This is a genomic window from Herbiconiux gentiana (genome assembly GCF_024978135.1).
Taxonomy (GTDB): Bacteria; Actinomycetota; Actinomycetes; order Actinomycetales; family Microbacteriaceae; genus Herbiconiux; species Herbiconiux gentiana.
This window is the reverse complement of the sequence record NZ_JANTEZ010000005.1, coordinates 214,637-237,218: the sequence shown is the minus strand read 5'-3', so window position 1 is coordinate 237,218 and position 22,582 is coordinate 214,637. Positions and strand designations below refer to the sequence as shown.

30 protein-coding genes are annotated in these 22,582 nt (G+C 72.9%); 17 read left to right on the top strand and 13 right to left on the bottom strand.

All coding sequences use genetic code 11. The annotated features are described in order from the left end of the window. Window positions 1–52 precede the first annotated feature (52 nt). The 7 genes from NVV95_RS14125 to NVV95_RS14095 are packed head-to-tail and all read left to right on the top strand — an operon-like array spanning window position 53 to window position 4,149. Complete coding sequence (locus NVV95_RS14125; RefSeq protein ID WP_259487191.1) at window positions 53–469, top strand: Asp23/Gls24 family envelope stress response protein; 417 nt, start codon at window positions 53–55, stop codon at window positions 467–469. Further along, window positions 466–654, top strand: coding sequence for a DUF2273 domain-containing protein (locus NVV95_RS14120; protein ID WP_259487190.1), 189 nt, complete (start codon window positions 466–468; stop codon window positions 652–654). The genes NVV95_RS14125 and NVV95_RS14120 overlap by 4 nt, the downstream gene beginning before the upstream one ends. Beyond that, the gene (locus NVV95_RS14115; RefSeq protein WP_259487189.1) at window positions 651–1,109 is read left to right on the top strand and encodes a hypothetical protein; all 459 of its coding nucleotides are present in this window, start codon (window positions 651–653) and stop codon (window positions 1,107–1,109) included. The genes NVV95_RS14120 and NVV95_RS14115 overlap by 4 nt, the downstream gene beginning before the upstream one ends. Then, window positions 1,106–1,684 (top strand): Asp23/Gls24 family envelope stress response protein, encoded by a 579-nt coding sequence (locus NVV95_RS14110; protein WP_259487188.1) that lies wholly within the window; start codon window positions 1,106–1,108, stop codon window positions 1,682–1,684. Before NVV95_RS14115 ends, NVV95_RS14110 begins: the two co-directional genes overlap by 4 nt. Next, window positions 1,681–2,283 carry a hypothetical protein gene (locus NVV95_RS14105; RefSeq protein ID WP_259487187.1) on the top strand — a complete coding sequence of 201 codons (603 nt, stop codon included), beginning with the start codon at window positions 1,681–1,683 and terminating at the stop codon, window positions 2,281–2,283. The genes NVV95_RS14110 and NVV95_RS14105 overlap by 4 nt, the downstream gene beginning before the upstream one ends. A gap of 41 nt (window positions 2,284–2,324) precedes the next feature. After that, window positions 2,325–3,830 (top strand): Asp23/Gls24 family envelope stress response protein, encoded by a 1,506-nt coding sequence (locus NVV95_RS14100; protein ID WP_259487186.1) that lies wholly within the window; start codon window positions 2,325–2,327, stop codon window positions 3,828–3,830. Window positions 3,831–3,834: 4 nt separating this feature from the next. Beyond that, window positions 3,835–4,149 carry a hypothetical protein gene (locus tag NVV95_RS14095; protein WP_259487185.1) on the top strand — a complete coding sequence of 105 codons (315 nt, stop codon included), beginning with the start codon at window positions 3,835–3,837 and terminating at the stop codon, window positions 4,147–4,149. 132 nt (window positions 4,150–4,281) lie between these two features. On the opposite strand, the gene NVV95_RS14090 is transcribed toward NVV95_RS14095, so the two are convergent. From NVV95_RS14090 to NVV95_RS14070, 5 genes are all read right to left on the bottom strand, one after another. Then, window positions 4,282–4,812 carry a hypothetical protein gene (locus NVV95_RS14090; RefSeq protein WP_259487184.1) on the bottom strand — a complete coding sequence of 177 codons (531 nt, stop codon included), beginning with the start codon at window positions 4,810–4,812 and terminating at the stop codon, window positions 4,282–4,284. Window positions 4,813–4,957: 145 nt separating this feature from the next. Further along, the gene (locus NVV95_RS14085; RefSeq protein WP_259487183.1) at window positions 4,958–5,545 is read right to left on the bottom strand and encodes a hypothetical protein; all 588 of its coding nucleotides are present in this window, start codon (window positions 5,543–5,545) and stop codon (window positions 4,958–4,960) included. A 90-nt stretch (window positions 5,546–5,635) separates the two neighbouring features. Continuing rightward, window positions 5,636–7,045 (bottom strand): L-serine ammonia-lyase, encoded by a 1,410-nt coding sequence (locus NVV95_RS14080; RefSeq protein WP_259487182.1) that lies wholly within the window; start codon window positions 7,043–7,045, stop codon window positions 5,636–5,638. Between the two features lie 199 nt (window positions 7,046–7,244). Further along, window positions 7,245–8,204: an alpha/beta hydrolase gene (locus NVV95_RS14075; protein WP_259487181.1), complete on the bottom strand. Its 960-nt coding sequence runs from the start codon at window positions 8,202–8,204 to the stop codon at window positions 7,245–7,247. Beyond that, complete coding sequence (locus NVV95_RS14070; protein ID WP_259487180.1) at window positions 8,204–9,052, bottom strand: alpha/beta fold hydrolase; 849 nt, start codon at window positions 9,050–9,052, stop codon at window positions 8,204–8,206. Before NVV95_RS14070 ends, NVV95_RS14075 begins: the two co-directional genes overlap by 1 nt. A 132-nt stretch (window positions 9,053–9,184) precedes the next feature. Between NVV95_RS14070 and NVV95_RS14065 the strand changes: the two genes are divergently transcribed. After that, window positions 9,185–9,757 (top strand): TetR/AcrR family transcriptional regulator, encoded by a 573-nt coding sequence (locus tag NVV95_RS14065; RefSeq protein WP_179547158.1) that lies wholly within the window; start codon window positions 9,185–9,187, stop codon window positions 9,755–9,757. A gap of 19 nt (window positions 9,758–9,776) precedes the next feature. Here the strand turns inward: NVV95_RS14065 and NVV95_RS14060 are convergent, their stop codons facing one another. Then, window positions 9,777–11,132 carry an APC family permease gene (locus NVV95_RS14060; RefSeq protein ID WP_259487179.1) on the bottom strand — a complete coding sequence of 452 codons (1,356 nt, stop codon included), beginning with the start codon at window positions 11,130–11,132 and terminating at the stop codon, window positions 9,777–9,779. A gap of 180 nt (window positions 11,133–11,312) precedes the next feature. Between NVV95_RS14060 and NVV95_RS14055 the strand changes: the two genes are divergently transcribed. The 3 genes from NVV95_RS14055 (at window position 11,313) to NVV95_RS14045 (ending at window position 13,895) form a co-directional block, all read left to right on the top strand. Further along, window positions 11,313–11,588, top strand: coding sequence for a hypothetical protein (locus tag NVV95_RS14055; protein WP_259487178.1), 276 nt, complete (start codon window positions 11,313–11,315; stop codon window positions 11,586–11,588). Between the two features lie 48 nt (window positions 11,589–11,636). Further along, window positions 11,637–12,548, top strand: coding sequence for a cation diffusion facilitator family transporter (locus tag NVV95_RS14050; protein WP_259487177.1), 912 nt, complete (start codon window positions 11,637–11,639; stop codon window positions 12,546–12,548). Window positions 12,549–12,653: 105 nt separating this feature from the next. Continuing rightward, complete coding sequence (locus NVV95_RS14045; RefSeq protein ID WP_259487176.1) at window positions 12,654–13,895, top strand: kynureninase; 1,242 nt, start codon at window positions 12,654–12,656, stop codon at window positions 13,893–13,895. Window positions 13,896–13,945: 50 nt separating this feature from the next. On the opposite strand, the gene NVV95_RS14040 is transcribed toward NVV95_RS14045, so the two are convergent. Next, a complete protein-coding gene (locus tag NVV95_RS14040; RefSeq protein ID WP_259487175.1) occupies window positions 13,946–14,419 on the bottom strand; it encodes a MarR family winged helix-turn-helix transcriptional regulator in 474 nt (157 codons plus the stop codon). A gap of 21 nt (window positions 14,420–14,440) precedes the next feature. On the opposite strand from NVV95_RS14040, the gene NVV95_RS14035 reads away from it, so the two are divergent. Next, window positions 14,441–14,689 carry a hypothetical protein gene (locus tag NVV95_RS14035; protein WP_259487174.1) on the top strand — a complete coding sequence of 83 codons (249 nt, stop codon included), beginning with the start codon at window positions 14,441–14,443 and terminating at the stop codon, window positions 14,687–14,689. A gap of 22 nt (window positions 14,690–14,711) precedes the next feature. On the opposite strand, the gene NVV95_RS14030 is transcribed toward NVV95_RS14035, so the two are convergent. After that, window positions 14,712–15,002 carry a hypothetical protein gene (locus NVV95_RS14030; RefSeq protein WP_259487173.1) on the bottom strand — a complete coding sequence of 97 codons (291 nt, stop codon included), beginning with the start codon at window positions 15,000–15,002 and terminating at the stop codon, window positions 14,712–14,714. A 71-nt stretch (window positions 15,003–15,073) separates the two neighbouring features. Between NVV95_RS14030 and NVV95_RS14025 the strand changes: the two genes are divergently transcribed. Together NVV95_RS14025 and NVV95_RS14020 are read left to right on the top strand one after the other, a co-directional pair. Further along, window positions 15,074–16,054, top strand: a complete 981-nt coding sequence (locus NVV95_RS14025; RefSeq protein WP_259487172.1) for an alpha/beta fold hydrolase — start codon at window positions 15,074–15,076, stop codon at window positions 16,052–16,054. 85 nt (window positions 16,055–16,139) lie between these two features. Continuing rightward, window positions 16,140–16,793 (top strand): GNAT family N-acetyltransferase, encoded by a 654-nt coding sequence (locus NVV95_RS14020; RefSeq protein ID WP_259487171.1) that lies wholly within the window; start codon window positions 16,140–16,142, stop codon window positions 16,791–16,793. An 11-nt stretch (window positions 16,794–16,804) separates the two neighbouring features. Here the strand turns inward: NVV95_RS14020 and NVV95_RS14015 are convergent, their stop codons facing one another. Next, the gene (locus NVV95_RS14015; RefSeq protein WP_259487170.1) at window positions 16,805–18,073 is read right to left on the bottom strand and encodes a type II toxin-antitoxin system HipA family toxin; all 1,269 of its coding nucleotides are present in this window, start codon (window positions 18,071–18,073) and stop codon (window positions 16,805–16,807) included. Beyond that, on the bottom strand, window positions 18,073–18,372 hold the full coding sequence (locus NVV95_RS14010) for a helix-turn-helix domain-containing protein (RefSeq protein WP_259487169.1): 300 nt from the start codon (window positions 18,370–18,372) through the stop codon (window positions 18,073–18,075). Before NVV95_RS14010 ends, NVV95_RS14015 begins: the two co-directional genes overlap by 1 nt. 154 nt (window positions 18,373–18,526) lie before the next feature. Between NVV95_RS14010 and NVV95_RS14005 the strand changes: the two genes are divergently transcribed. After that, window positions 18,527–19,729 carry an LLM class flavin-dependent oxidoreductase gene (locus NVV95_RS14005; protein ID WP_259487168.1) on the top strand — a complete coding sequence of 401 codons (1,203 nt, stop codon included), beginning with the start codon at window positions 18,527–18,529 and terminating at the stop codon, window positions 19,727–19,729. 78 nt (window positions 19,730–19,807) lie between these two features. Here NVV95_RS14005 and NVV95_RS14000 read toward each other — a convergent pair whose 3' ends face one another. After that, the gene (locus tag NVV95_RS14000) at window positions 19,808–20,161 is read right to left on the bottom strand and encodes a hypothetical protein (protein ID WP_259487167.1); all 354 of its coding nucleotides are present in this window, start codon (window positions 20,159–20,161) and stop codon (window positions 19,808–19,810) included. A 152-nt stretch (window positions 20,162–20,313) separates the two neighbouring features. On the opposite strand from NVV95_RS14000, the gene NVV95_RS13995 reads away from it, so the two are divergent. Together NVV95_RS13995 and NVV95_RS13990 are read left to right on the top strand one after the other, a co-directional pair. Next, complete coding sequence (locus NVV95_RS13995) at window positions 20,314–20,475, top strand: hypothetical protein (protein ID WP_259487166.1); 162 nt, start codon at window positions 20,314–20,316, stop codon at window positions 20,473–20,475. A 160-nt stretch (window positions 20,476–20,635) separates the two neighbouring features. Beyond that, entirely contained in the window at window positions 20,636–20,920 is a 285-nt protein-coding gene (locus NVV95_RS13990; RefSeq protein ID WP_259487165.1) for a hypothetical protein, read from the top strand. Window positions 20,921–21,106: 186 nt separating this feature from the next. Here the strand turns inward: NVV95_RS13990 and NVV95_RS13985 are convergent, their stop codons facing one another. Both NVV95_RS13985 and ypfJ read right to left on the bottom strand, forming a co-directional pair. Beyond that, window positions 21,107–21,505: a tryptophan synthase subunit alpha gene (locus NVV95_RS13985; protein ID WP_259487164.1), complete on the bottom strand. Its 399-nt coding sequence runs from the start codon at window positions 21,503–21,505 to the stop codon at window positions 21,107–21,109. A 135-nt stretch (window positions 21,506–21,640) separates the two neighbouring features. After that, the gene (ypfJ, locus tag NVV95_RS13980) at window positions 21,641–22,525 is read right to left on the bottom strand and encodes a KPN_02809 family neutral zinc metallopeptidase (RefSeq protein ID WP_259487163.1); all 885 of its coding nucleotides are present in this window, start codon (window positions 22,523–22,525) and stop codon (window positions 21,641–21,643) included. Window positions 22,526–22,582 lie beyond the last annotated feature (57 nt).

Sequence of the window (22,582 nt, the reverse complement as noted above, 5' to 3'; positions counted from 1 at the left end):
GTCTCACTGGTGAAGACCCGCTTCCACGAAGCCTCTACCCAAGGAGAAGATCATGACCGACACCACCACCGCCAAGCACTCCACCACCGCGTCGAAGGGCACCAACACCGTCGCCGACGGCGTGGTCGAGAAGGTCGCCGGCATCGCCGCCCGCGAGGTCTACGGCGTGCACGACCTGGGCGGCGGAGCCGCTCGCGCCATCGGCGCCATCCGCAACGCCATCAACGCGCAGGACCGCGGCCAAGGCGTCAAGGTCGAGGTCGGCGAGCGCCAGGTCGCCGCCGACATCACCGTCGTCGCCGAGTACCCCGTCGAGCTGCAGAAGCTCGCCGACGAGATCCGCGCCAGCGTCAGCCGCGCCATCACCACCGTCGTGGGCATGGAGGTCGCCGAGGTCAACGTGACCGTCTCCGACGTGCACATCCCCTCCGACGACGAGGGCGACGACGCCGAGAGCCGCGTCCAGTGAGCTCCGCCACCACCGGCGTCCTGATCGGCGCCGTGCTCGCGCTGACCGCGATCATCCTCGGCTTCTGGGCCTTCGTGTTCGTGGCCATCGCGATGGCGATCGGCTGGGCCGCCGGCCGGGTGGCCTCGGGCGACCTCGACCTGCGCTCGCTCGCCGAGTCGCTCCGAGGGCGGCGGTCGTCGTGAGCGCGGCGGTGACGTCCGGTTCCGGCGGCCTCGCCGGCTCAGCCTCCGGGCTCGGTCGGTCGGCCGGCTCGGCCTCCGGGCACGGTCGCACCACGATCGCCCCGCGGGCCCTGCGCCGGATCGTGTCGGCCGTCACCGCCGACGCGCTCGACGTCGACGCGTCCGACGTATCGGTCGAGCTCGCCGATCACCGGGGGGTGCTCGTCGTGACGGCGAGCACCCCGATCCGCATCGCGCCACTCTCGGGCGGCGGGCGCGGGGCCGGCGGCGGGCGCGGGGCCGGTTCGCCCACCCCCGGTTCGCCCACCCCCGGTTCGCCCACCCTGCTCGAGCGCGTCGCCCAGGCGCAGACGAGCATCCGCACCCGCTGCCTGCAGCTGACCGGCTCGACCATCGACCGCGTCGACCTGCGCATCAGCAGCGCCGAGCTGACCGAACGAAGGAGGGTCGCATGACGACTCCCGCCCTCTACCGCCGCCTCGTGCGGCGCGAGACCCACTCCTCGCGGGCCGGCGCGGCCATCGCGGTGGCCGTGGTGCTGATGCTGCTGCTCGCGTGGGTCGGCACCGAACTGGTGCTGTCCGCGCTCGGGCAGCCGGCCCTGCTCGTCGCCCCGACCGACGCGGTGAACGCCCTGGCGGGTGCCGTCGCCGCCCCGGCCGGCATCGTCGTGGCGATCGGCGCCGTGGTCGCGGTGATCGGGCTGGTCCTCGTCGTCGTGGCCCTCACGCCCGCCCGCCGTGACCGGCGGCGCTCGGGCCTCGATCGCACCGCCGCCGTCGTCGACGACCGGGTGATCGCGACGAGCCTCGCCCGCACCGCGGCCTACGCCGGTGACGTCGACCCCGAGCAGGTGCACGTCACGGTGGCGCGCCGCCGCGCATCCGTCGTCGTCACGCCCAGCTCGGGCCGGCGCACCGATCTGGCGGCCATCCGCTCGGCGGTCGACGCCGAGGTCGCCGACTACGACTTCACCCCGGCGCTGCGTGCGAACGTGCGCCTGACCGAGAACGGAACCGTCGGCGCATGACCTCCACCAACCGCTTCCTCAACCGACTGCTGGTGCTCGTCGCCGGTCTCGCGCTGCTCGCCGTGGGCGGGGCCATCGCCGTCGGCGTGCTGCTTCCGGATGCTCGCGACGCCGTCTCGGGTGTCGCCTCCGATGCCCCGTCCGCCGTCTCGTCGACGCTCTCGAGTGCCCCCTGGATCCCGTGGGCCGCCGCCGTCGCGTGCCTGCTGCTGATCGTGCTGCTGCTGTGGTTCGCGCTGCGGCAGGGCCACGGCCGCACCGGCACGCTGCTGCGCGTCGACGCCTCGCCGGGGCGCGGTACGCCCACCGGCGGTTCCGTGACCGTCGACGCCAAGGTCGCCGAGCAGGTGCTGACCGACGCGCTCAGCCGGGTGCCGGCGATCGTGGCGCTCGACGTGACCGCGTTCCGGGTGCGGCGGCAGAACGTGCTGCGCGTCACCGCGCACACCCGCCGCGGTGCCTCGCCGGTCGCCGTGCGCTCGGAGATCGACCGCGCGGTCGCCCACTGGGACGCCGTGCTCGGTCGCGAGACGCCGGTCGTCATCCAGATCGTCGCCGGGCTGCGCACCCGGGTGGCCAAGGCCGCCCGGGTGGCGTGAGCCGCCTTTCTTCCCCTCTTCCTTCTGCTCTGGAGATCCGCATGACTCCCACCACTCCCGTTCCCTCCTCGTCGCCGTCGCCGGCGTCGTCGTCGTCGGCCTCGTCGGCCTCGTCTCGTCACGTCGTGCCGATCGATCTCGCTCAGGCGCAGGGGCCCGCCGACCCGAACCTCGACCCCGCCGAGGTGCTGGCGCGCACCGTCGCAGACACCGCACTCGGCGTCAGCGGCGTGCACCGCCTCGGCAGCCCTTTCGGCCGTGCGGTCGACACCGTGCGCCGCAGCGTCACCGGCTCGGGCGCCTTCCCGGGTATCACGATCTCGCGCCGTGACGCCGGCCTCGTGATCACGGTGGCGCTCGTGGTCGAATACCCGGCGAACGTCACCGAGGTCGCCGAGTCGGCACGCACCCAGATCGCCCACGCGGTGGCGCAGCTGCACGAGCAGCCGGCCTCGATCGACGTCACCATCACCGACGTGCACGGCCCGTTCGACCCCGCGGAGACCCCGCTCGAGTCGGCCACTTCGGCGGCCACCGGCGCCGCGTCCACCGCGGCCTCCGCTGTCGCGTCGGGCGTCGCCTCGGCGTCGTCCGCGGCCCGCTCGGGCGCGGCCTCGGCGAAGTCCGGTGCCGCGTCTGCTGCCGCGGCGGTGAAGGACGGGGCCGCCTCGGCGGCCGAGGCCGTCAAGGACGGGGCCGCTTCGGCGAAGTCGGGCGCCGCGTCGGCTGCCGCCGCCGTGAAAGACGGGGCGGCTTCGGCAGCCGAGGCCGTCAAGGAAGGGGCCGCTTCGGCGGCGGAGACCGCCAAGTCGGCCGGTGCGTCCGCGTCGGCGACGGCTTCCGACGCCGCCTCGACCGCGGCCGATGCCGTGCGGAGCGCCGCTGCGAACGCCGCCGACACGGTGCAGGACGCCGCCGAGTCGGCGGCCGCGTCCGACGACGCCGATGCCGCCGCCGTGAAGGGCGCGGTCGCGAAGGCGGCCGACACCGTCGATGACGCCACGACCGACGCGGCCCGTGATCTCCAGGTCACCGACGACGGGACCGCCCCCACCTCGGACGCCGCGCGTGATCTCGACCCCGCCCACGACGGCACTGCCCCCACCTCGAACGCCGCGCGTGATCTCGACCCCGCCCACGACGGGACCGCCCCCACCTCGGACGGCGCGCGCGAGCTCGACCCCGCCCACGCCGCCGAAGCGGCCGCCGACGCGGCGACCCGCGCGGCCGAGGCGGCCAGCGCCGCGGCCCAGGCCGCCGCCGACGCCGCCCGCGACGCGGCCGACGCCGTCAGGGACGCCGTCGAGCCCACCCCGACCACCCCCGCCGAGTCCGGCACCACACCGGCCGAGCCCGCCGCCATCCCGGCTGAACCGACCCCCACCCCGGCCGAGTCCGGCACCACACCGGCCGAGCCCGCCGCCACCCCGGCTGAACCGACCCCCACCCCGGCTGAGTCCGGCGCCACCGGGGCCGAGCCCGCCACCGCACCCACCCCGACCGCGTCGACCGCCGCGGCCGGCACCCTTACCGAGACGAAGGAGTAGCGCCATGGCATCGAACGACGCCGCCGAGCTGGCCAGGGAGACCGCCGACAGGCTCGCGAAGAACGCCCGCACGGCCACCGACGCCGCCGCCGAGAAGGCCCGGGACGCGGCCGACCACGTGTCCGGCGACGCCCGAAAGGCGGCCGACCGCGTGTCCGACGAGGCGCGCGAGGTCGCCAACCGCGCCGGTGACACGGCGGCCACCCTGTGGGAGCGGGCCGAGAAGGTCTACCGCGAGCATCCGACCCTCGTGAAGGTGGTCGCCGCGATCGTCGTCTCGGCCATCGGCGCCCACCTCGCCCGCCGCCTACGCGGCTGACCCGACCGCGAACACAACGGATGGAGAATCCGACCCACCGACGCCATCCCGGCCGCGGTGGGCACGGTTCTCCGTCCGTGTGCATGCCCGGGCGGGTGGAGGCCAGGCCGGCGGCCAGTGCCGGCGGCGGCGTCAGATCGCGAGGAGCGTCACGGGCGCGTGGTCCTGCCGCGTCACCCCGTCGATCACCGCGAAGCCCCGGGCGTCGGGCTGCGACTCCAGGCAGAGGCCCGCGCGGCCCGGTCCGCCGTCGCCGAGGCCGGCGGCATCCAGCCCCAGTGCCACGCACACCGCGGTGCCGGGGTAGCTGATCTCCGCCTCGTCGTGCCGCCGTCCGAGGTCGCCGCACCGGCTGAAGACGTTCACCGACCGCGGCTCGAACACCGCGTACAGCGTGACCCGGCGCGCCGCGTCATCGCGCAGGGCGTCGACCCCGAGCACCACGGTATCGACGCGATCGGCCGGCAGCACGTCGGACAGTGCGAACGTCATCACCAGCCGCCCGTCCGCCCGCTCGACGAACGCCGCGAGCAGCGGCCAACCCCCGCCAGGCCTGCCCGCCCCGCCGGGCCCCGCCGGGTTACCTTCGGCCGCCGGCGTATCGCCGCCTGCCGGGCTGCCCCCGCCTGCCGCGCTGCCCCCGTCGAACCTCTGCTCGCGCATCGCCCCTCCTCCACGGCCTCGTCCCGTGCATCCACCGTCGCGCGGATGCGTGGACGAGCTGAGGGGCTTGACACATCGGGCCGCCGCCACGGCGGGCCGGCCCCACAGCACGACGCCGCTCCAGAGGGCCGCCGCCACGGCGGGCTCAGGGCGCGGCAGGCGGCGGCGGGGTCAGAGCGAGATCGGTCAGGGCCCCGGTGACGGCCGGCCCCGAGGGAGGGGTGATGATGAACGATCCGCCGATGATGAACCCGTCGACGTGCTCATTCGTGGCGGGCCAGGTGAGGAACACCGCCAGGTAGACCGTGCCGGGCGGGAAGGTGAACCGCGTCGCCGTGAGGGTCAGCGTTCTCTCGACCGGGTCGGACGCGGCGGTGAAGGCGCTGTTCACGGTGGACACCCGGGTGCCGTCGCCCCGGTCCACCAGGCCGTCGCCGAGAACGGGTCCGAACTCCACCAGGTACGTCTGGTCGGCGGGCGTCTCCAGGCCGGTGAGCGTCACCGAGACGGTCTGGTCGGCGGCCTCGACCGTGCCGGTGTTCGTGATGGCGATGACGGCGGCGATGGTGTCCGAGCGCTTGAGCTGGAGGACGAGCGCGACGAAGTCGATCTCGAGCGTGCCGGTGCTGGCGGCGGCCGCCGGGGCCGCGACCGCGACCGCGATGACGGGGACCGCCCACGCGGCTCCGGCGAGCACGGTACGGCGGTCGACGGGCGTCGTGGGAAAGGCCATGGCGCCAGCCTAGAGACCGCCCGCCCGCCCACGCCCGCCCCCGACCGGGTCACGCCAGCAGAGCGGGTCACGTCAGCAGACCGGGCGACCTCAGCAGTTCGGCACGTTCACCGCGAGCCCGCCCCGCGCCGTCTCCTTGTACTTGCTCGACATGTCGGCACCCGTCTCGCGCATCGTCGCGATCACCTGGTCGAGCGACACGTGGTGCGTGCCGTCGCCCCAGAGCGCCATCTTCGCCGCGTTGACCGCCTTGGCGGCCGCGAGCGCGTTCCGCTCGATGCACGGAACCTGCACCAGCCCGCCGATCGGGTCGCAGGTGAGGCCGAGGTTGTGCTCCATCGCGATCTCGGCCGCGTTCTCGACCTGCCGGGGCGTTCCGCCGAGCACCGCCGCGAGGCCCGCCGCCGCCATCGACGACGCCGACCCGACCTCGCCCTGGCAGCCCACCTCGGCGCCCGAGATCGAGGCGTTGGTCTTGTAGAGGGCCCCGACGGCCGCCGCCGTCAACAGGAACTCCGTCACGATCCCGCGGTGCGCATCCGGAACCAGGGCCCGCGGCGTGTAGTGCAGCGCGAAGTAGAGCACCGCCGGGATGATGCCCGCCGCCCCGTTCGTCGGCGCCGTCACGACCCGCCCGCCCGAGGCGTTCTCCTCGTTCACCGCGAGGGCCACGAGGTTCACCCGCTCCTGCCAGAACTCGGGCCGCCGCTCGGGGTCGACGACCTCGAGGTGCGCGTGCAGCACGCCGGCCCGCCGACGCACGTTCAGCCCGCCCGGCAGCACGCCGGTGCGGGTGAGGGCGTTGCGCCAGCACGCGTCCATCGCCTGCTCGATCGCCACGAGACCGTCATCGAGGGCCGAGGCCGTGCGCGTCGCCAGCTCGTTGTGCCGCACGACCGCGGCGATCGACAGCCCCGTCTCGTCGCAGCGCGCGAGCAGCTCGTCGCCCGTGGCGAAGGGCAGGGGCACCGGATGCTCGTCCCGCCCGATCGCGCCCTCGTCGTCGCCCTCGCGCAGCACGAACCCGCCGCCCACGGAGTAGTACGTCTCGGTGGCCAGCGCGTCGCCCGCGGCGTCGACGGCCGAGAGCGTCAGCGCGTTCGGATGCCGCGGCGCGACCGTCAGCGGACGCAGCACGAAGTCGCCGACGGCGCAGCGCACCGGCCGCTCCCCGGCGAGCAGCACCTGCCCCGAGGCGGCGATCGCGGCGAGCCGCTCCTCGGCCTCTGCCGGCAGCGTCGTCTCGGGCCGCAGCCCCTCGAGCCCGAGCTGGATCGCCCCGAACGTGCCGTGCCCCGACCCGGTCGCGGCCAGCGACCCGAACAGCGTCACCCGCACCTCGGCGGTCGCGGCCCGCACGGCGGGGGAGAGGGAGTCGGCGAAGGCATTCGCGGCCCGCATGGGCCCGACCGTGTGCGAGCTCGAGGGCCCGAGACCGATGGTGAAGAGGTCGAAGACGCCGGCCAGTCGTGGCGGCGTCGCCGTGGATGGTCCGGTCATCGTGCACTGCTCCTTCGCGCCCGGCGTCGTGTGCCGGGAGGCTCCGGCCGCGCGGGGTGGGCGGGCGCGGAGTCGTTCGACCCTACCCGCGCGCCCACCGCCGATCAAGACCGCGCCCGGCGGCAGACCGCGGCCGCCCCCGCGTCACCCAGCGCGTGCAGGAGCCGGACGCGATCGCCGCCGCATCCGGCCCCCTTCCTCACAGCGCGAGACGCCGCCGCACCCACTCGCCGCGGGTGCGCCGAGCCGCCCGGGACAGTTCGGCGTCGGGCGCGAGCAGCTCGAACAGGTGGTAGCCGCCCGGCCAGACGTGCAGCTCGGCGTCACCGCCCGCGGCCCAGATGGCGCTCGCGTAGGCCACGTCCTCGTCCCGGAACACCTCGGCGGACCCCACCTCGATGTACGTCGGCGGCAGCCCGGCGAGACTGTCGGCGCTCGCCGGGGACTCGTAGGGAGTCAGCGACCCACCGTGCCGGCGGTCGCCGAGGAGGAAGTCCCAGCCCGTCTCGTTGCTCGTTCGGTCCCAGATGCCGACGCCGTCGATCTGCCGCGCGGACACCGAGTCGTTCCGCTCGTCGAGCATCCCGTACATGATCACCTGGCCGGCGAGGACTGGCCCGCCGCGGTCCCTGGCCATCAGGGTGATGCCCGCCGTGAGCCCGCCCCCGGCGCTGCCGCCGATGCTGAACAGCCGCTCGGGGTCGATGCCGAGCTCGGCGGCGTGCGCGGCCGTCCAGCGCAACGCGGTGTAGCTGTCCTCGAGAGCGGCGGGTGCCGGATGCTCGGGGGCCAACCGATACTCGACGGTCACGACCACGGCATCGAACTGATCGACGTAGTCCAGCACCGGCTCGACGCCCACGAAGCGGTCGCCGAAGATCATCCCGCCCACGTGGGTGAAGAAGAATCCGGGACCGGTGGTGTGGCCCGGGCGGCTGAACACCGAGACGAGGAGCTCGGGTGCGCCGTCTGGCCCCGGCACGATGGTCTCACGGTGCTCGAGATCGCGCTCGGCGAGCAGCTGATGGAGCGTCTTCGTGAAACCCGGACCGCGGAGCGCCTCGAGATGCTCCGGCAGCAGCGTCGGACTGATGGACTGGTTGACGACGTCGAGCACGACCTTCAGTTCGGGGTCGAACGGGGGAGGCGAGATCGTCATCACTTGCCCGCCGCCCGTTCGATCAGCTTCGCCACGTCGGCGGGCTTCTCGAGCATCGAGAGGTGGTCGGCCTTGACCTCGACCACGGTTCCGCCGGCGCGCGACGCCATGGCGCGCTGGCCGTCGGCCGGGATGACCCGGTCCTCGGTACCGATCAGGAAGAAGCTGGGCAGCGTCTTCCACGCCGGGGCACCGGACGGCTCCTGGAGGGCGCCACCGGCGATCGGCCGCTGTGAGGCCGCGAGGACAGCGGCGTCGTGTCGGTCGAGGTGCGCGGCGAACGCCGCCGCGAAGCCAGACCGCTTGACGTAGAGGTCGGGGTTCCCCGCGGGCAGGTTCGGATCCTGCACCGCGTCGAACACCTCACTCGGGTCGGCAGCGAGGGCCGAACCGGGTACCGCCCCCGCGAGCTGCACGATCGTCTCGCCCTCATCGGGTGCGAACGCGTCGATGTAGGCGAGCGCGGTGACACTGGGGGTCTGAGCCGCGGCGTTGGTGATCACCGCGCCACCGTAGGAGTGGCCGACGAGAACGACCGGTCCGGTGGTGGCCTGGTTCACGAACGCGGCGACGGTTCCGGCGTCGGCGGCGAGGCCGCGCAACGGATTCGGCGCGGACAGCACCGTGAAGCCGTCCTTCTGCAGGCGGGCGGTGACCGGGGCGAAGCTCGAGGAATCCGCCCAGGCGCCGTGCACCAGCACGATCGTCGGCTTGGCGGAGGGACGAGCGGCGATCTCGGCTGCCGCGGCAGGGGCGGCCGAGGCGGCGGCGAGGCCGGTCAGCGCGGCGACCGCGGTGACAGCGGCGGCGAGTCCCCGGTGGGAGCGCCGCGAGCGATGGAGTGACATGGAGTGCCTTTCGGTAAGTAGAACGATCGGTCGTTCTTGGTTAAAGAAAGCACTCGTTCCGGCTCCTGTCAACCTGGTTCAGAACAATTTCATCGGTAGATATACCGTTCGTTCTTGTGTATGATCACGAGCATGCCTGCACGCACCCGCGACTCACTTCCCCCTCGCGAGCATTTGCTCGAGGTAGCCGCCGGGCTGTTCTACCGCGAGGGCATCAACTCGGTGGGCATCGACCAGATCGTGCGGGCGGCCGGTGTCACGCGGGCCACCCTGTATCGGCACTTCCCCGGTAAGGAGGCGCTCGTCGTGGCCTACCTGCAGCGCGAGGACGAACTGCTCCGGGCGGTCTTCGCGCAGGGCGAGGCGCAGGCGGTGTCACCCGAGCACATGCTGGAATCCGCGCTGGAGGGCATCGCTGACGATGCGACGCGTCACCATCAGCGGGGCTGCCCCTTCATCAACGCCGCCGCGGAGTTCCCCGACGCCGACAGCGCCGTGCGCCGGGTCGTGGCCGACCATCGGGCCTGGTTCAAGGAGTCGCTCGCGCGCTATCTGAGCGACGCCGGCCGGCCCGAACCGGCCGAGACGGCCGACGCCCTCGGCATCCTGCGCGACGGGGTGCTGATCGGCAGCTACCTCGACGACTCCGCGAGGGTGCGCCGGGCCTTCCTGCGAACCGCGCGGCCTCTCGCCGGGCTCTCCTGAGGAGGCCGGGCGGGTGCCGTCACGCGCGGCGGCGGTCGCGCATCCGTCGCCCGATCACGGTCGCGAAGTACAGCACCACACCCAGCACCAGGAACCCGCCCCCGAACAGCCACACCACCGGCTCCTGCTGGGTCAGCAGCAGGAGGCACGACAGCACGCCGAGCACGGGCACGAACGTCCAGACGCGGAAGTGCTCGTGCTCGACCCGGTCCTTGCGCAGCACCAGCACCGCCACGTTCGTGCTGATGAACGTGAACAGCAGCAGCAGCACGACCGCCGAGGCGAGCGTCGCGAGGTCGCTCACCAGCGTGAGCAGCATCGCCACGATCGTGGTGCAGATGATCGCGACCCACGGGGTGCGCCGCTTCGGCAGCACCTTCGTGAGCGGGCTCGGCAGCAGCCCCTCGGTGGCCATGCCGTAGCTCAGGCGGCTCGTCATGATCATGGTCAGCAGCGCCCCGTTCGCGACCGCGACCAGCGCGATCAGGCTGAACAGCCAGTTCGGGATCGGCACCCCGCTCGCGGCCACGACCGCCAGCAGCGGCCCCGACGACTCGCCGAGCTCGTCGGCCGGCAGCGCGATCGACGAGGCGAGCCCGACGAGGATGTACACGACCCCGGCGGTGATCAGCGCTCCGAACAGCGCCTTGGGGTAGACCTTCGAGGGCCGTCGCACCTCCTCGGCGACGTTCGCCGAGGTCTCGAAGCCGACGAAGGAGTAGTAGGCGATGATCGCCCCGCCGAGCACCGCCAGCGCGGGCGAGGCCCCGGGCGGGAACTCCCCGACCCGCGAGACGTCGCCGCCCTCGCCGCCCAGCATCACCGCGACGACCACCACCACGATCACGAGGCCCGAGACCTCGATGACGGTCATCACGACGTTGCTCTTCACCGACTCGCTGATGCCGCGGGCGTTCAGCGCGGCCACCAGCAGCAGGAACACCAGCGCCGCCGGGATGGTCGGCACGGGCAGGAACGTCTGCAGGTACTCCCCGGCGAAGGCGATGGCGAGCCCCGCGGCGCTCGTCACCCCGGCGGCGAGCATGCTGAAGCCCACGAGGAACGACACGATCGGCGTCTTGAACGCCCGCTGCGCGAACACGGCGGCGCCGCCCGCCTTCGGGTACTTGGTGACGAGCTCGGCGTAGGAGCCCGCGGTCAGCAGCGCGAGCAGCAGCGCCACCGCCAGCGGGGCCCACAACGCGCCACCCACCTCGCCGGCGAGCACGCCCATCAGGGCGTAGATGCCCGCCCCGAGCACGTCGCCCAGGATGAACAGGAACAGCAGCGGCCCCGTGATCTTCTGCCGCAGCGGGCTGCCGCCGTCGCCATCGGGGGTGCCCGTCGGGGCCGTCTGTCGTGTCTCGCTCGTCATGGCGCACACGGTACGTGGCACGGTTCCGCCCGCCCACCCCCTTGCCGTGGCGGCCGGTTCGCGCCATCTTGCGACAGATGACGGGGCGCGGGCGGGGGCGGCGCGGCTAGGTTGGCGGGCGGATGCGCGTGCCCACGCGCATCCGTTCACCGCCAGTCACCACCACGGAAGGGGCGAGCGATGACCGGGATCGATCACGTCAGCCAGCACCACCGCACCACCCTCGAGCACATCGGACGCCACCCCACGACCCACAACCTCGAGTGGAACGACGTGATCGGCCTGCTCGACGAGGTCGCCGAGGTGCGCGAGGAGCACGACGGCAAATTCGTCGTGAAGCTCGGCGACGAGCGCATCGTGCTCACGAAGCCGCGGCACAAGGACGTCGACGAGCAGATGGTGCTCGACCTGCGCCGCCTGCTGAAGGGCGCCGGGTACCTGCCGGGCAAGCCGTAGCGGGCGGGTGGCTGCGAGCCGAGCCCGAGCGGGCGTAGCGTCGAGCGCATGACCGTCGTCATCGCGTTCGTCGCGAACATCCTCGTGGCCGTCGCCAAGTCGGTCGTCGCCGCGCTCACCGGTTCGGCCTCGATGCTCGCCGAGGCCGCGCACTCGTGGGCGGATGCGGGCAACGAGATCTTCCTGCTGATCGCCGACCGGCGCGCCGAGAAGAAGCAGGACGCCGCGCATCCGCTCGGCTACGGCCGGGACGCGTACATCTTCTCGCTGTTCGCGGCCTTCGGCATCTTCACGGTGGGTGCCGTGGTGTCGGTCTACCACGGCATCCAGAGCCTGGCGGCGCCCGAGGCGGTCGAGGACTACACGCTCAACTACGTCGTGCTCGCCGTGGCCTTCGTGCTCGAAGGCTTATCGCTGACGCAGTCGGTGATGCAGGGGCGGAAGGCGGCGCGGCAGTACGGTCGCGGCTTCTTCGACTACGTCGTGAACGGCTCGAACACGACGCTGCGCTCGGTGTTCTTCGAGGACACCGCCGCACTCCTCGGGCTGCTGATCGCCGCCGGTGGCATCGGGCTGCACCAGGCGACGGGCGACCCGGTGTGGGACGCGATCGGGTCGATCCTGATCGGGCTGCTGCTCGGCGGGGTGGCTCTGCTGCTGATCAGCCGCAACCGGCGGTACCTGCTGGGCGCCGGCCCGAGCGACGCGTACCGGGCCGAGACGGGGCGGATGCTCCTCGCGCACCCCGAGATCCAGCGCGTCACCTCGCTGTTCCTCGAGTTCTCGGGGCCCGGCACGCTCTTCCTGGTGGCCGCCGTCGACCTCGTCGGCGACCAGAACGAGGACGGCGTGGCCGCCCAGCTGCGGCGCCTCGAGGGCGACCTCGAGGGCGAGGAGCTGATCGGCAAGGCGGTGCTCACCCTCTCGGTCAGCGACGAGCCCTCCCTCGACTTCGCCTGAGCCGCGTGGCCGCCGTCGGTCGCTGGGGGCTGACGAGCGGCTGCGGGCCGACCGCCGGCGGCTGCGGGCTGACCGCCGGGGGGCGCCGTCTGCGAGCATGGGGGCATGACCTCACACGCCGCCGCCGTTCTGCCTGCGCTCGCCGCGCGGGCCGCCGAGCTCGACGCCGCCGATGCGCTCGCGCCCTTCCGTGGCGCGTTCGTCGCCGACCCCGGCGTGCGCTCCTACTTCGACGGCAACTCGCTCGGTCGCCCGGTCGCCGCCACGAAGGAGCGGATGGCGGCGCTCCTCGACGACTGGGGTGGCCGGCTCATCCGCGGCTGGGACGAGCAGTGGATGACCGCCCCCGAGCGGGTCGGCGACCGCATCGGCGCCCTGACGCTGGGTGCCGCCGCGGGGCAGGTCGTCGTGGGCGACTCGACGACGGTGCTGCTCTACAAGCTCATCCGTGCCGCCGTGGCCGCCCGCCCGGGCCGCGACGAGATCGCGATCGACGACGACGACTTCCCGACCGACCGCTTCCTGGTCGAGAGCATCGCCCGCGAGTGCGGCCTCACCGTGCGCTGGATCCCGGTGCCGCGCGACGGCGGCCCCGAGCCCGAGCAGATCGCCGAGCTCGTCACCGAGCGCACCGCGCTGCTGCTGCTCAGCCACGTCTCGTACCGCTCGGGCCACCTCGCCGACGTCGAGACGCTCACCCGCCTCGCGCACGAGGTCGGGGCGCTCGTGCTCTGGGACGTCTGCCACTCCGTCGGCTCCGTGCCCACCGAGCTCGACCGCTGGGGTGTCGACCTCGCCGTCGGCTGCACGTACAAGTACCTCAACGGCGGCCCGGGCGCACCCGCCTTCGCCTACGTGAGCGCGGCCCTGCAGCCCGAGCTGCGCCAGCCCATCACCGGGTGGATGGGCGCCGCCGACCCCTTCGCGATGGGAGAGCACTACGAGCCGGCCGCCGGCATCCGTCGCGTGCTGAGCGGCACGCCGTCGATCCTCGGCCTGCAGCCGATGCTCGACATGCTCGACCTGATCGAGCGAGCCGGCCTGCCGGCCATCCGCGCCAAGTCGGTCGCTCTCACCGGGCTCGTGCTCGAGGCGCTCGACGGCGAGCTCGCGGGCCTCGGCCTCACGCCGGCGTCACCGCGCGAGGCGTCGCGGCGCGGGGGCCACGTCACGCTCGGGCATCCGGATGCTCAGGCCGTCGTCGCCCGGGCCTGGCAGCGCGACGTGCTTCCCGACTACCGGGCGCCGGGGGGCATCCGCATCGGGCTGTCGCCGCTCAGCACCTCGTTCGCCGAGGTGGCCGACGGGCTCGGGGTGATCGCGGAGTGCATCCGCGCCGGTGACTGAAGCCGTCGGCGGCTGACCGCTCGGCTCAGGACGCGGTGGCCGACGCCGGCTCAGGACGCGGCGGCCGGCACCGCCGCTGACGCCGCCGCCGGCGCGATGCGCGCGATGATCGCCGTGAGCCGCTCCTGCAGCTCGAGCAGCTCATCGACGTCGACGCCGAGCGCCTCGATCACCTGCGGCGGCACCTGCTCGGCCCGCTCGCGCAGCCGGCGCCCATCCGGAGTCAGCTGCACCGCGAGCTGCCGCTCGTCGCTCGCCGACCGGGCGCGCGTGACGAGCCCGCCCGCCTCCAACCGCTTCACCAGCGGCGACAGCGTCGCGGGCTCCAGCCGCAGCGCGGCGGCGAGATCGCCGAGCGACCGCGGCTGACGCTCCCAGAGCGCCAGCATCACGAGGTACTGCGGATGCGTCAGCCCCAGCGGCTCGAGAATCGGCTTGTACACCCCGATCACCGAGCGGGAGGCCACCGCGAGCGCGTAGCAGAGCTGGCGGTCGAGGGCGAGCAGATCGGCACCGGTCGTCATATCGTTAGTATACTAATCGTTATGGCACGAAAGAAGGCGCCCCGCGAGCCGAACCCCATGAACCCCTTCGACGGCAAGCCGGGCTTCGTCAACCGTCTCAACCGCATCGTCTTCACCTTCACGGGCCCGGCCCAGGTCGGCATCGGCCGCCCCGAGGCGCCCTACGTGCCCCCGGCCGACCCCCGCTGCCCGCTCTGCGGCCGCCTCATGGCCGACCACACCATCGACCGCACGGGCGAACGCACCCAGCTCCACTGCCCCACCCCCTAGGCGGCGACCAGGGCCACCTCGATCAGCCGCCGGCGCTCGGCACGTCGGACGTCGGGTCGGCGATCTCGGGGTCGAACTCGTTGAGGTGGCCGCGCACGACCTGCTCCCAGTCGGTGCCCTCGAGGTTGCCGATCGAGCCGTCGACGAGGCGGGTCGTGTAGACGGGCTCGCCCTCCTCGCCGGCAGATGACTTGACGACCAGGTGCCCGATCGGCGCCCCCGCCCGGGTGATGGCCCACTCTGTCGGACCGCCGCTGAGCGAGTAGCTCGAGCCGCGGTGGTCGATGGTGGTGTCGCTCAGTTCGAGTGCCATGCCCTCACCGTAGGCCGCGCATCCGGACGCCGCACGGGGGATACCCGGCCGGCCTGAGGGAGAATGGAGGGATGGTGGAACGCGGCGGGGACCCGAGCGAGCCGAACACCTCGATCGAGGTGCGGCGCGTCGAGCGCGGCGACGTCTACGCGCGCGTCTCGACCATCGGCGCCCCGGGCGGGCGGGCTTTCGTGCTCGTGGCCGGTCTCGGTGTCGCCGCCACCTACTTCGAGCGCCTCGCCCCGAACCTCAACGAGTTCGGGCCGGTGCACGCGCTCGACCTGCCGGGGTTCGGCGGGGTGCCGCACCCGCCGAGCGCGATGAGCATCGAGGGGTATGCCGACCTGGTCGAGGCGGCGATCGACGAGCTCGGGCTCGACGACCCCATCCTCGTGGGCCACTCGATGGGCACGCAGATGGTGGCGGAGGTCGCTGCCCGGCGGCCCGACATCACGACGGTCGTGCTGATCAGCCCCGTCGTCGACCCCTCGGCCCGGCGGCTGCCGACGCTCGCGGTCCGCTTCCTGCGGGCGGCCTGGCACGAGCCGTTCAAGGTGAAGCTGCTGGCGGTCGGCTCGTACCTCACGTGCGGGCCGAAGTGGTTCCTGCGGGTGCTGCCGGCGATGATGCGGTTCCGCATCGAGGACAGGTTCGCGCGCATCCGGGCCGCCACGCTGATCGTGCGCGGCGAGCACGACGCGGTGGTGTCGAGACCCTTCGCGGAATGGGCGGCCACGCGCATCCCCGTCGCCTCGACCTGGGAGATCGGCGGCGCCGCCCACTCGGTGATGCACCGGCACGCGGAGGGCGTGGCGCGGCTGTGCGTCGAGTTCGCCCGCTCGCCCCGCGACACCGACGGGCTGCTGAACCGGATGTCGCACGAGGCGGCGGAGATCCCCGAGCCCGTGCACACGAGCCCGGCTCTCGCGGTCAAGGCCGTCGCCGGGCGCCTGCGCGAGCTCGTGGGGGTGCTGCGCCGTGACGACCGGCTGATCGCCGAGGGCAAGAGCCTGCACGCCGAGGCGATGGCGGAGGAGCAAGGGGAGCGCTGAGCGGTGCGTCTCGCTGCGCGGTGCGTCTGGCTGCGCCGTGCGTCTCGTTGCGCCGCCGTCTCGCCTCCCGCCCTACGCTGGTCGCATGAGCATCGACGACGTCTGGCCGCTGTTCGCCCTGCGCCTCGAGACCCCGCGGCTCGTGCTGCGGGTGGTGCGCGACGACGACCTGCCGGGTCTCGCCGACGCGGCGATCGCGGGCATCCACGGCGAGCGGATGCCCTTCATGCGCCCCTGGAGCGAGGAGGACCCCGCGACCCTCCGTCGCTCCCTGGCGCAGTTCCAGTGGCGGCGCCGCGCCGAGCTGCGGCCGGAGTCGTGGGGGCTGAACTTCGTGGTGCTGCAGGACGGGCGTCCGATCGGTGTGCAGGATCTCGAGGCCGACGACTTCGCCACCCTGCGCACGGTCTCGACCGGCTCGTGGCTCACCCGCTCGGCGCAGGGCCAGGGGCTCGGCACCGAGATGCGGCAGGCGGTGCTGACCTTCGCTTTCGACCACCTCGGGGCCGACTTCGCCGACTCGGGCGCGTTCGACTGGAACGAGCCCTCGCTGGCGGTCTCCCGCAAGCTCGGCTACCGGCCGAACGGCCTCGCCTTCGCGAGCCCGCGCCCGGGCGAGCGCGTCACCGAGCAGCGCCTCCGCCTGGCGGCCGCCGACTTCGCCCGCCCGCCCTGGCCGGTCGCCGTCACGGCCTCGCCGGCGGCCCTCACGGCCCTCCTCGGGGAGCGGGCTTCGTAACGCCCCGGCGACTAGCTCGTCGAGCCTCGGCCGGCTCGGCCGCCGCTGTCTGACCCGGCGATGACAACGTCGACGGTGGCGTCGAGGGTGGGCGTGAAGCGCTCCAGCTCACTCCGCGGGATGCGGTGCCGCTGGGCGGCCCCGCGCCACCCGCGGGCCGCGTCGGCGACCTCGCGCAGCACGGCGCGCGCCCCCACCGCGTCGAGGTCGAAGGACGGCGCGTAGTCGAGCAGGATGCGGAGTTCTGCGTCGGGAGTCGACGCGCCGCCGACCGAAGTCACCCGCTGGGCGGCGAGGGCCGGGTCGGGATTGAGGTCGAACGCGGGCGACAGCGTCCAGCCGCCGCGGGCGCGCAGGAAGCCGTGGTTGCGCAGATGGTCGTCGGTGTTGTGCAGGGCGATCGAGAACGCGATGCGCCGCCAGAGCTGACGGAGGTCGGCCGTCGCGCGAGCGCTCTGCGCGGCAAGGGCCTCGGCGATCTCGAGGTAATCGCGCGGTTCACCGTCGCCCGCCTCCAGCATCGTCATGGCGGAGATGTAGCCGACCCGGTCGTCGCCTGCCCGGTCGAAGCGCTCGAGCAGCAGCACGCTGCGGCCGTCGAGGTCGAGGTGCTGAGTCACCGGCACGTCGATCCCGGCCTCGCGGGCGAGTTCGAGGGCGACGCTCTCCCAGGCGATGACGTCCCAGTCGTCGCCGGGGTGGGGGAACTTCGCGATCAGGAGGCGCTCGCCGTCGCGCACTGAGGCCTTCGGGCGTGCCCCGCCGAGCGAACCCGTCCCGGCGTCGAGCAGCAGTTTCACGGCGGCCAGATCTCCGGGCTCGTCGCGGGCCACGCGCTCGGCAGCTCGCATCAGCTCGGGCAGCGCGATCAGCTTGGGTACGGTGTCGGCCGGATGCTCGAACGGTCCCTCGGGCGAGGTGCGGAACCGCAGGGCGCCATGCCGGGTGGCGTCGCTCACGCCGAGCAGGTAGTCGCGATCGTCGATCACCCCCATGACCTCGCCGCTGGCGGCCGCCTCGGCGCGCAGCCGCTTCGCGATCAGGGCGCGGCCCCACCGATCGGGTGCGGCATCGGCGAAGGCCCGGGGCAGCGGGGCGGCGAGCGCCTGAGACCCGGCATGCAAAGGGAGGGCGGGTTCGATCGCGTAGGACGACCGGTCGGCAAGGTAGCCGCGGTCGTAGCCGAACGACGAGACGACCGTTCGGCGCCGCACCGTGGAGAAGAGCTCGCCCACCGGTCTCGTCGTGCCGCCCTCGTCGAGCTCGGCGAGGATGCGCATCAGGGCCGCACCCGGAGGGGCAGCGCCTCGTCGGCGCGGGCTCGGCCGAGGTCGGTGCGGTAGGGGTCGGTCGACTCGACCAGCGCGTCGAGCACGCCGAGTGCCCGCGACACCGCGAGCACGGCGCCGAGACCGACTCCCGCGTCGCCGTGCTCGATCTTCGAGAGGGTGGAACGGGAGATGCCGGCGCGCTCGGCCAGTTGTGCCGAGGTGATCGACTGGAGCTTGCGCCACGCCGCGAGATTCTCGCCGATCTCGGCGGCGGACTGGGAGACGCGAAGAGGGACGGGCCGAACCATCTCGGCATCTCCTGTCTATTATCACCAGCACAAAGGGGCTTTGCGTCGCTGATCTGAGACATTACCACCCCACGCTGACGAGGGGAATAGTTCTGGCGGTAGGGTGTTGTACGAGATACATGCAAACGCATTGATCTGAGAAAGGGTCGCAGCCATGCAGTTCGGAATCTTCACCGTCGGCGACGTCACCACCGACCCCACCACGGGGCACACCCCCGACGACACGGAGCGCACCCGTGCCATCCTGACCATCGCGAAGCACGCCGACCAGGCCGGCCTCGACGTCTTCGCCCAGGGCGAGCACCACAACCCGCCGTTCGTGGTCTCGTCCCCCACCACTCTGCTCGGCTACCTCGCCGGGGTGACCGAGAACATCGTCCTCTCGACCGCGACGACCCTGATCACCACGAACGACCCGGTGAAGATCGCCGAGGACTACGCGATGCTCCAGGTCATCTCGAACGGCCGCATGGACCTCATGATGGGCCGCGGCAACACCGGGCCGGTCTACCCCTGGTTCGGCAAGGACATCCGGGCGGGCATCCCGCTCGCGCTCGAGAACTACGCGCTGCTGCGCCGCCTCTGGGAGGAGGAGGTCGTGGACTGGGAGGGCAAGTTCCGCACCCCGCTGCAGGGCTTCACCGCCACGCCCCGCCCGCTCGACGGCGTGCCGCCGTTCGTCTGGCACGGCAGCATCCGCAGCCCGCAGATCGCCGAGCAGGCCGCCTATTACGGCGACGGCTTCTTCCACAACAACATCTTCTGGCCCATCCAGCACACCGAGCAGATGGTGTCGCTCTACCGCAGCCGCTTCGAGCACTACGGGCACGGCCACGCCGACCAGGCGATCGTGGGCCTCGGCGGGCAGTTCTTCGCCCGCAAGAACTCGCAGGACGCCTGGAACGAGTTCCGGCCCTACTTCGACAACGCCCCGGTCTACGGCCACGGCCCGTCGATGGAGGACTTCACCGAGCAGACCCCGCTGACCGTGGGATCGCCGCAGCAGATCATCGACCGGTACGCCACCATGCGCGACCACGTCGGCGACTACCAGCGTCAGCTGTTCCTGATCGACCACGCCGGGCTGCCCCTGAAGACGGTGCTCGAGCAGATCGACATCCTCGCCGAGGAGATCGTGCCCGCCCTGCGCGAGATCAACGAGTCCAAGCGCCCCGCCGGGGTGCCGAGCAACCCGCCGTCGCACGCCGAGCGCGTGGCCGTGGCGCAGGCCGCCGGCTCGGTCGGTGAGGGTCACGTCGCCGGCGAGGACCGCTGGACCGGCTCGACCGCCGAGGACGACCGCACGCCGGCCGCCGCGGGGGTCGGGGCGCACACCGGGGCCGCGTTCGGCCTCTGACTCGCTGTTGTACCGAACGGGCCTTCCGCCGCAGTCCTGGTGGCGGGGGGCCCGTTTCTCATTCCTCGAACCGGGCGGTCAGCGCTGCGCCACCGCGAGGGCGACGAGGGTGGCGGTGCCGCCCACGAGCAGTGTCCAGCTCAGGATGCGCGCTGCGAGGTTGGCCCGGAGCCGCTCCCACGGGCTCAGCAGCTCGGGCCGCGCGAACGGCTTCGGGCCGGCGGGGGTGCGGGGGGCAGGCCGTCGAGTCTTCGCGGCGGCGCGCTCGTCGTCGACGTCGGCCCGTTGACGGGTCACATCGAATTCCCAGAGCAGATCCTCGAAGGCGGGGTCGTCGGTCTCGGGTGCCTCGTCGGTCTCGGGTGCCCTGTGCTCTGCTGCTCGCCGCGCCATCCGCTCCGCCGTTCCGTGATCGAACTCCGAGCGTTCCACGCCGCGGCGCCGGGGGCGATGGGGACAACTCCCCATCGGGGCGTGGCGTGGCGTGGGGTGGCGTGGCGACCGTGGCCGCGAGGGGGCTGGGGGATGCGCGAGCCGACGGCGTGGCTACCGCCGATGTCGGTGGTGCGGCGCACACTATCCGCATGGACATCTTCGATACCTGCGAACGCTGCGACGGCTCCGGGGCCGACCCGGTGCAGAACGTCTTCGACGACGAGTTCAGCCACTGCCGCGACTGCCACGGCGACGGCGTGACGCTCTCGTTCGACGAGCTGCTCGAGGAGCCCCTGCGCCTCTCGGCCTGACCGTCACCGCTCGGCGCCCCGTCGCCGAGCGCCACCCGGCCGCGATCCCGCGTGGCCGCGGAATGCCCCCTGAAGTCAAGCCGCAACGAAGCGATAACGAATCGTGGCGCTTCGTGCGAAACTTCCCGTAAGCGAGCACGATCTTCTCAGGGGAGGCGAGATGGCCACCAAGCACTACCGACGCGGCGAGGGTGCCGGTGCCATGGCCGTGGCCCCCGATCCGAGCGATCCGTACGCCGCCTATCTCGACTGGGTCGCCGAAGGTCGCCCCTCCCTTTCGGGTGGTCTCAGCACCGGCCCCACCCCCATGCCCGCGGGCCCCGCCGCCGAACCGCCGGCCATCCGCGTCACGGCCCATGTGCAGGTGCAAGACCTCGGCGGCGCCGCTGAGCAGCCCCTCCGCCCCTCCCTCTGGAAGCGGCTCACCTCTCTCGCCCGCCGCTGAGCCGCGCGCGCCGCTGAGCCGCGCGCGACGCCGGGCCGCACGCGCAGCTCAGCCGCGCGTGTCGCCGGGCCGCGCGTGTCGCCGGGCCGCGCGCGTCGCTGAGCCGCGCGGGCCGCTGAGCCGCGCGCGTCGGCGCAGAGAGTCAGGCGCGGTGAGCTCGCGTCAGCCTGCCCCGGCGGTCTCCGGTCAGCCCGCGCGGCGGTCGGGGGTGTCTGCCGCGTCGGCGGCACCGGGGCGCGCGACCGAGCCGTTGCGGCCCGGCCCGGGGGCCCAGTCGGGGGCGTCTTTGTCACCGATAAGTCGCCAGACCGCCGGTGTCAGGTCGGGGTGATCGAGCGCGATCTGCCGCAGCACGCGATAGTTGCGCGACGACGACGGCCGACGCCCGCCGTTCGAGGCGATGTTGTCGGCTCGCAGCAGGTAGATCACGAGCTCGTCGACGGAGGGCAGCTCGTCCATGAAGTCCCACGGATCCTCCCCCGACAGCAGCCGCTCCTGCACCACGGTGGCGAGCTCGTCGGCCGCCTCGGCGCGCAGCACCTCGAGACTGGCGCGCCCCCGCGGAAGATGCTCGTCGAACGTCACCAGAAGAGCCTACGCGGCACCTCCGACACCCGCCCAACCGGAGCATCGCTCACCACCCGAGATGCCGCACACGATGACGCACCCACCATCACGCACCCCCGGTGACGGGCTCGCCCGGGCCCGGCCGAATGAGGCTCAGAGCTGCGACGCGTCGACGCCGAAGGTGTCGCAGGCCGTCGGCCCGCCCGACAGCCCCGTCGAGAACCACTTCTGCCGCGACTGGCTCGACCCGTGCGTCCACGCCTCGGGGTTCACCTGCCCGCTGCTCTTCTCCTGGATGCGGTCGTCGCCGATCACCGAGGCGGCGTTCAGCGCATCCGCGATCTGCTGGTCGGTCACCGGCTCGAGGAAGGTCGTGCCGTTCTCGTCGGCGATGGTCGACGCGGCGCCCACCCAGGCCCCCGCGTAGCAGTCGGCCTGCAGCTCGGTGCGCACCGAGTCCGACGCCGGGCCCGTGTCGCCGGTGTTCTCCGACGCGAGCACCCCGGTGAGGTTCTGGATGTGGTGCCCCCACTCGTGCGCGATCACGTACATCTGCGAGAGCGTCCCCCCGCTCGCCCCGAACTGGGTGCGCAGCTCGTCGAAGAAGCCCGTGTCGAGGTAGATCTGCTGATCCGGCGGGCAGTAGAAGGGCCCGACGGCGCTCGTGGCCTGACCGCAGCCGGTGTTCGTCGACTGCTCGAAGAGGATGATGTCGCCCGGCGCCCGGTACTGCGTCCCGAGCTGCGAGGCCGCGCCGCTCCAGTACACGTCGAGCGAGGTCGCCGCGCCGGTGATCAGGCAGTCGGTGCTGGCGTTGGCGTCGGCACCGGTCTCGCACGAGACGGCCTGGTCCTGCGAGCTGTCCGACCCGCCACCGCCGCCGGCACCGCCCGCGAGCCCGCTCAGGTCGATCCCCGTCAGCTGCGACAGCAGGAACAGCCCCACCACGACCACGACGCTGCCGCCGCCGATGGCGACGCCGCGACCCCGCTTCGAGACCTTGCCGGAATCGATCTTGGCGTTCGGGTCGAATGTCATGTGCTGAATGTACTGCGGTTCGCGCATCCTGGCCCGTGTATACACAGCCGCTTGAAA

What these genes read in the sequence shown, in the direction of transcription:
- NVV95_RS14125 (WP_259487191.1), top strand. Translation starts at nt 53, where the DNA reads ATGACCGACACCACCACCGCCAAGCACTCCACCACCGCGTCGAAGGGC.
- NVV95_RS14110 (WP_259487188.1), top strand. Translation starts at nt 1,106, where the DNA reads ATGACGACTCCCGCCCTCTACCGCCGCCTCGTGCGGCGCGAGACCCAC.
- NVV95_RS14105 (WP_259487187.1), top strand. Translation starts at nt 1,681, where the DNA reads ATGACCTCCACCAACCGCTTCCTCAACCGACTGCTGGTGCTCGTCGCC.
- NVV95_RS14100 (WP_259487186.1), top strand. Translation starts at nt 2,325, where the DNA reads ATGACTCCCACCACTCCCGTTCCCTCCTCGTCGCCGTCGCCGGCGTCG.
- NVV95_RS14095 (WP_259487185.1), top strand. Translation starts at nt 3,835, where the DNA reads ATGGCATCGAACGACGCCGCCGAGCTGGCCAGGGAGACCGCCGACAGG.
- NVV95_RS14090 (WP_259487184.1), bottom strand. Translation starts at nt 4,812, where the DNA reads ATGCGCGAGCAGAGGTTCGACGGGGGCAGCGCGGCAGGCGGGGGCAGC.
- NVV95_RS14085 (WP_259487183.1), bottom strand. Translation starts at nt 5,545, where the DNA reads ATGGCCTTTCCCACGACGCCCGTCGACCGCCGTACCGTGCTCGCCGGA.
- NVV95_RS14080 (WP_259487182.1), bottom strand. Translation starts at nt 7,045, where the DNA reads ATGACCGGACCATCCACGGCGACGCCGCCACGACTGGCCGGCGTCTTC.
- NVV95_RS14075 (WP_259487181.1), bottom strand. Translation starts at nt 8,204, where the DNA reads ATGACGATCTCGCCTCCCCCGTTCGACCCCGAACTGAAGGTCGTGCTC.
- NVV95_RS14070 (WP_259487180.1), bottom strand. Translation starts at nt 9,052, where the DNA reads ATGTCACTCCATCGCTCGCGGCGCTCCCACCGGGGACTCGCCGCCGCT.
- NVV95_RS14065 (WP_179547158.1), top strand. Translation starts at nt 9,185, where the DNA reads ATGCCTGCACGCACCCGCGACTCACTTCCCCCTCGCGAGCATTTGCTC.
- NVV95_RS14060 (WP_259487179.1), bottom strand. Translation starts at nt 11,132, where the DNA reads ATGACGAGCGAGACACGACAGACGGCCCCGACGGGCACCCCCGATGGC.
- NVV95_RS14055 (WP_259487178.1), top strand. Translation starts at nt 11,313, where the DNA reads ATGACCGGGATCGATCACGTCAGCCAGCACCACCGCACCACCCTCGAG.
- NVV95_RS14050 (WP_259487177.1), top strand. Translation starts at nt 11,637, where the DNA reads ATGACCGTCGTCATCGCGTTCGTCGCGAACATCCTCGTGGCCGTCGCC.
- NVV95_RS14045 (WP_259487176.1), top strand. Translation starts at nt 12,654, where the DNA reads ATGACCTCACACGCCGCCGCCGTTCTGCCTGCGCTCGCCGCGCGGGCC.
- NVV95_RS14040 (WP_259487175.1), bottom strand. Translation starts at nt 14,419, where the DNA reads ATGACGACCGGTGCCGATCTGCTCGCCCTCGACCGCCAGCTCTGCTAC.
- NVV95_RS14035 (WP_259487174.1), top strand. Translation starts at nt 14,441, where the DNA reads ATGGCACGAAAGAAGGCGCCCCGCGAGCCGAACCCCATGAACCCCTTC.
- NVV95_RS14030 (WP_259487173.1), bottom strand. Translation starts at nt 15,002, where the DNA reads ATGGCACTCGAACTGAGCGACACCACCATCGACCACCGCGGCTCGAGC.
- NVV95_RS14025 (WP_259487172.1), top strand. Translation starts at nt 15,074, where the DNA reads ATGGTGGAACGCGGCGGGGACCCGAGCGAGCCGAACACCTCGATCGAG.
- NVV95_RS14020 (WP_259487171.1), top strand. Translation starts at nt 16,140, where the DNA reads ATGAGCATCGACGACGTCTGGCCGCTGTTCGCCCTGCGCCTCGAGACC.
- NVV95_RS14015 (WP_259487170.1), bottom strand. Translation starts at nt 18,073, where the DNA reads ATGCGCATCCTCGCCGAGCTCGACGAGGGCGGCACGACGAGACCGGTG.
- NVV95_RS14010 (WP_259487169.1), bottom strand. Translation starts at nt 18,372, where the DNA reads ATGGTTCGGCCCGTCCCTCTTCGCGTCTCCCAGTCCGCCGCCGAGATC.
- NVV95_RS14005 (WP_259487168.1), top strand. Translation starts at nt 18,527, where the DNA reads ATGCAGTTCGGAATCTTCACCGTCGGCGACGTCACCACCGACCCCACC.
- NVV95_RS13995 (WP_259487166.1), top strand. Translation starts at nt 20,314, where the DNA reads ATGGACATCTTCGATACCTGCGAACGCTGCGACGGCTCCGGGGCCGAC.
- NVV95_RS13990 (WP_259487165.1), top strand. Translation starts at nt 20,636, where the DNA reads ATGGCCACCAAGCACTACCGACGCGGCGAGGGTGCCGGTGCCATGGCC.
- ypfJ (WP_259487163.1), bottom strand. Translation starts at nt 22,525, where the DNA reads ATGACATTCGACCCGAACGCCAAGATCGATTCCGGCAAGGTCTCGAAG.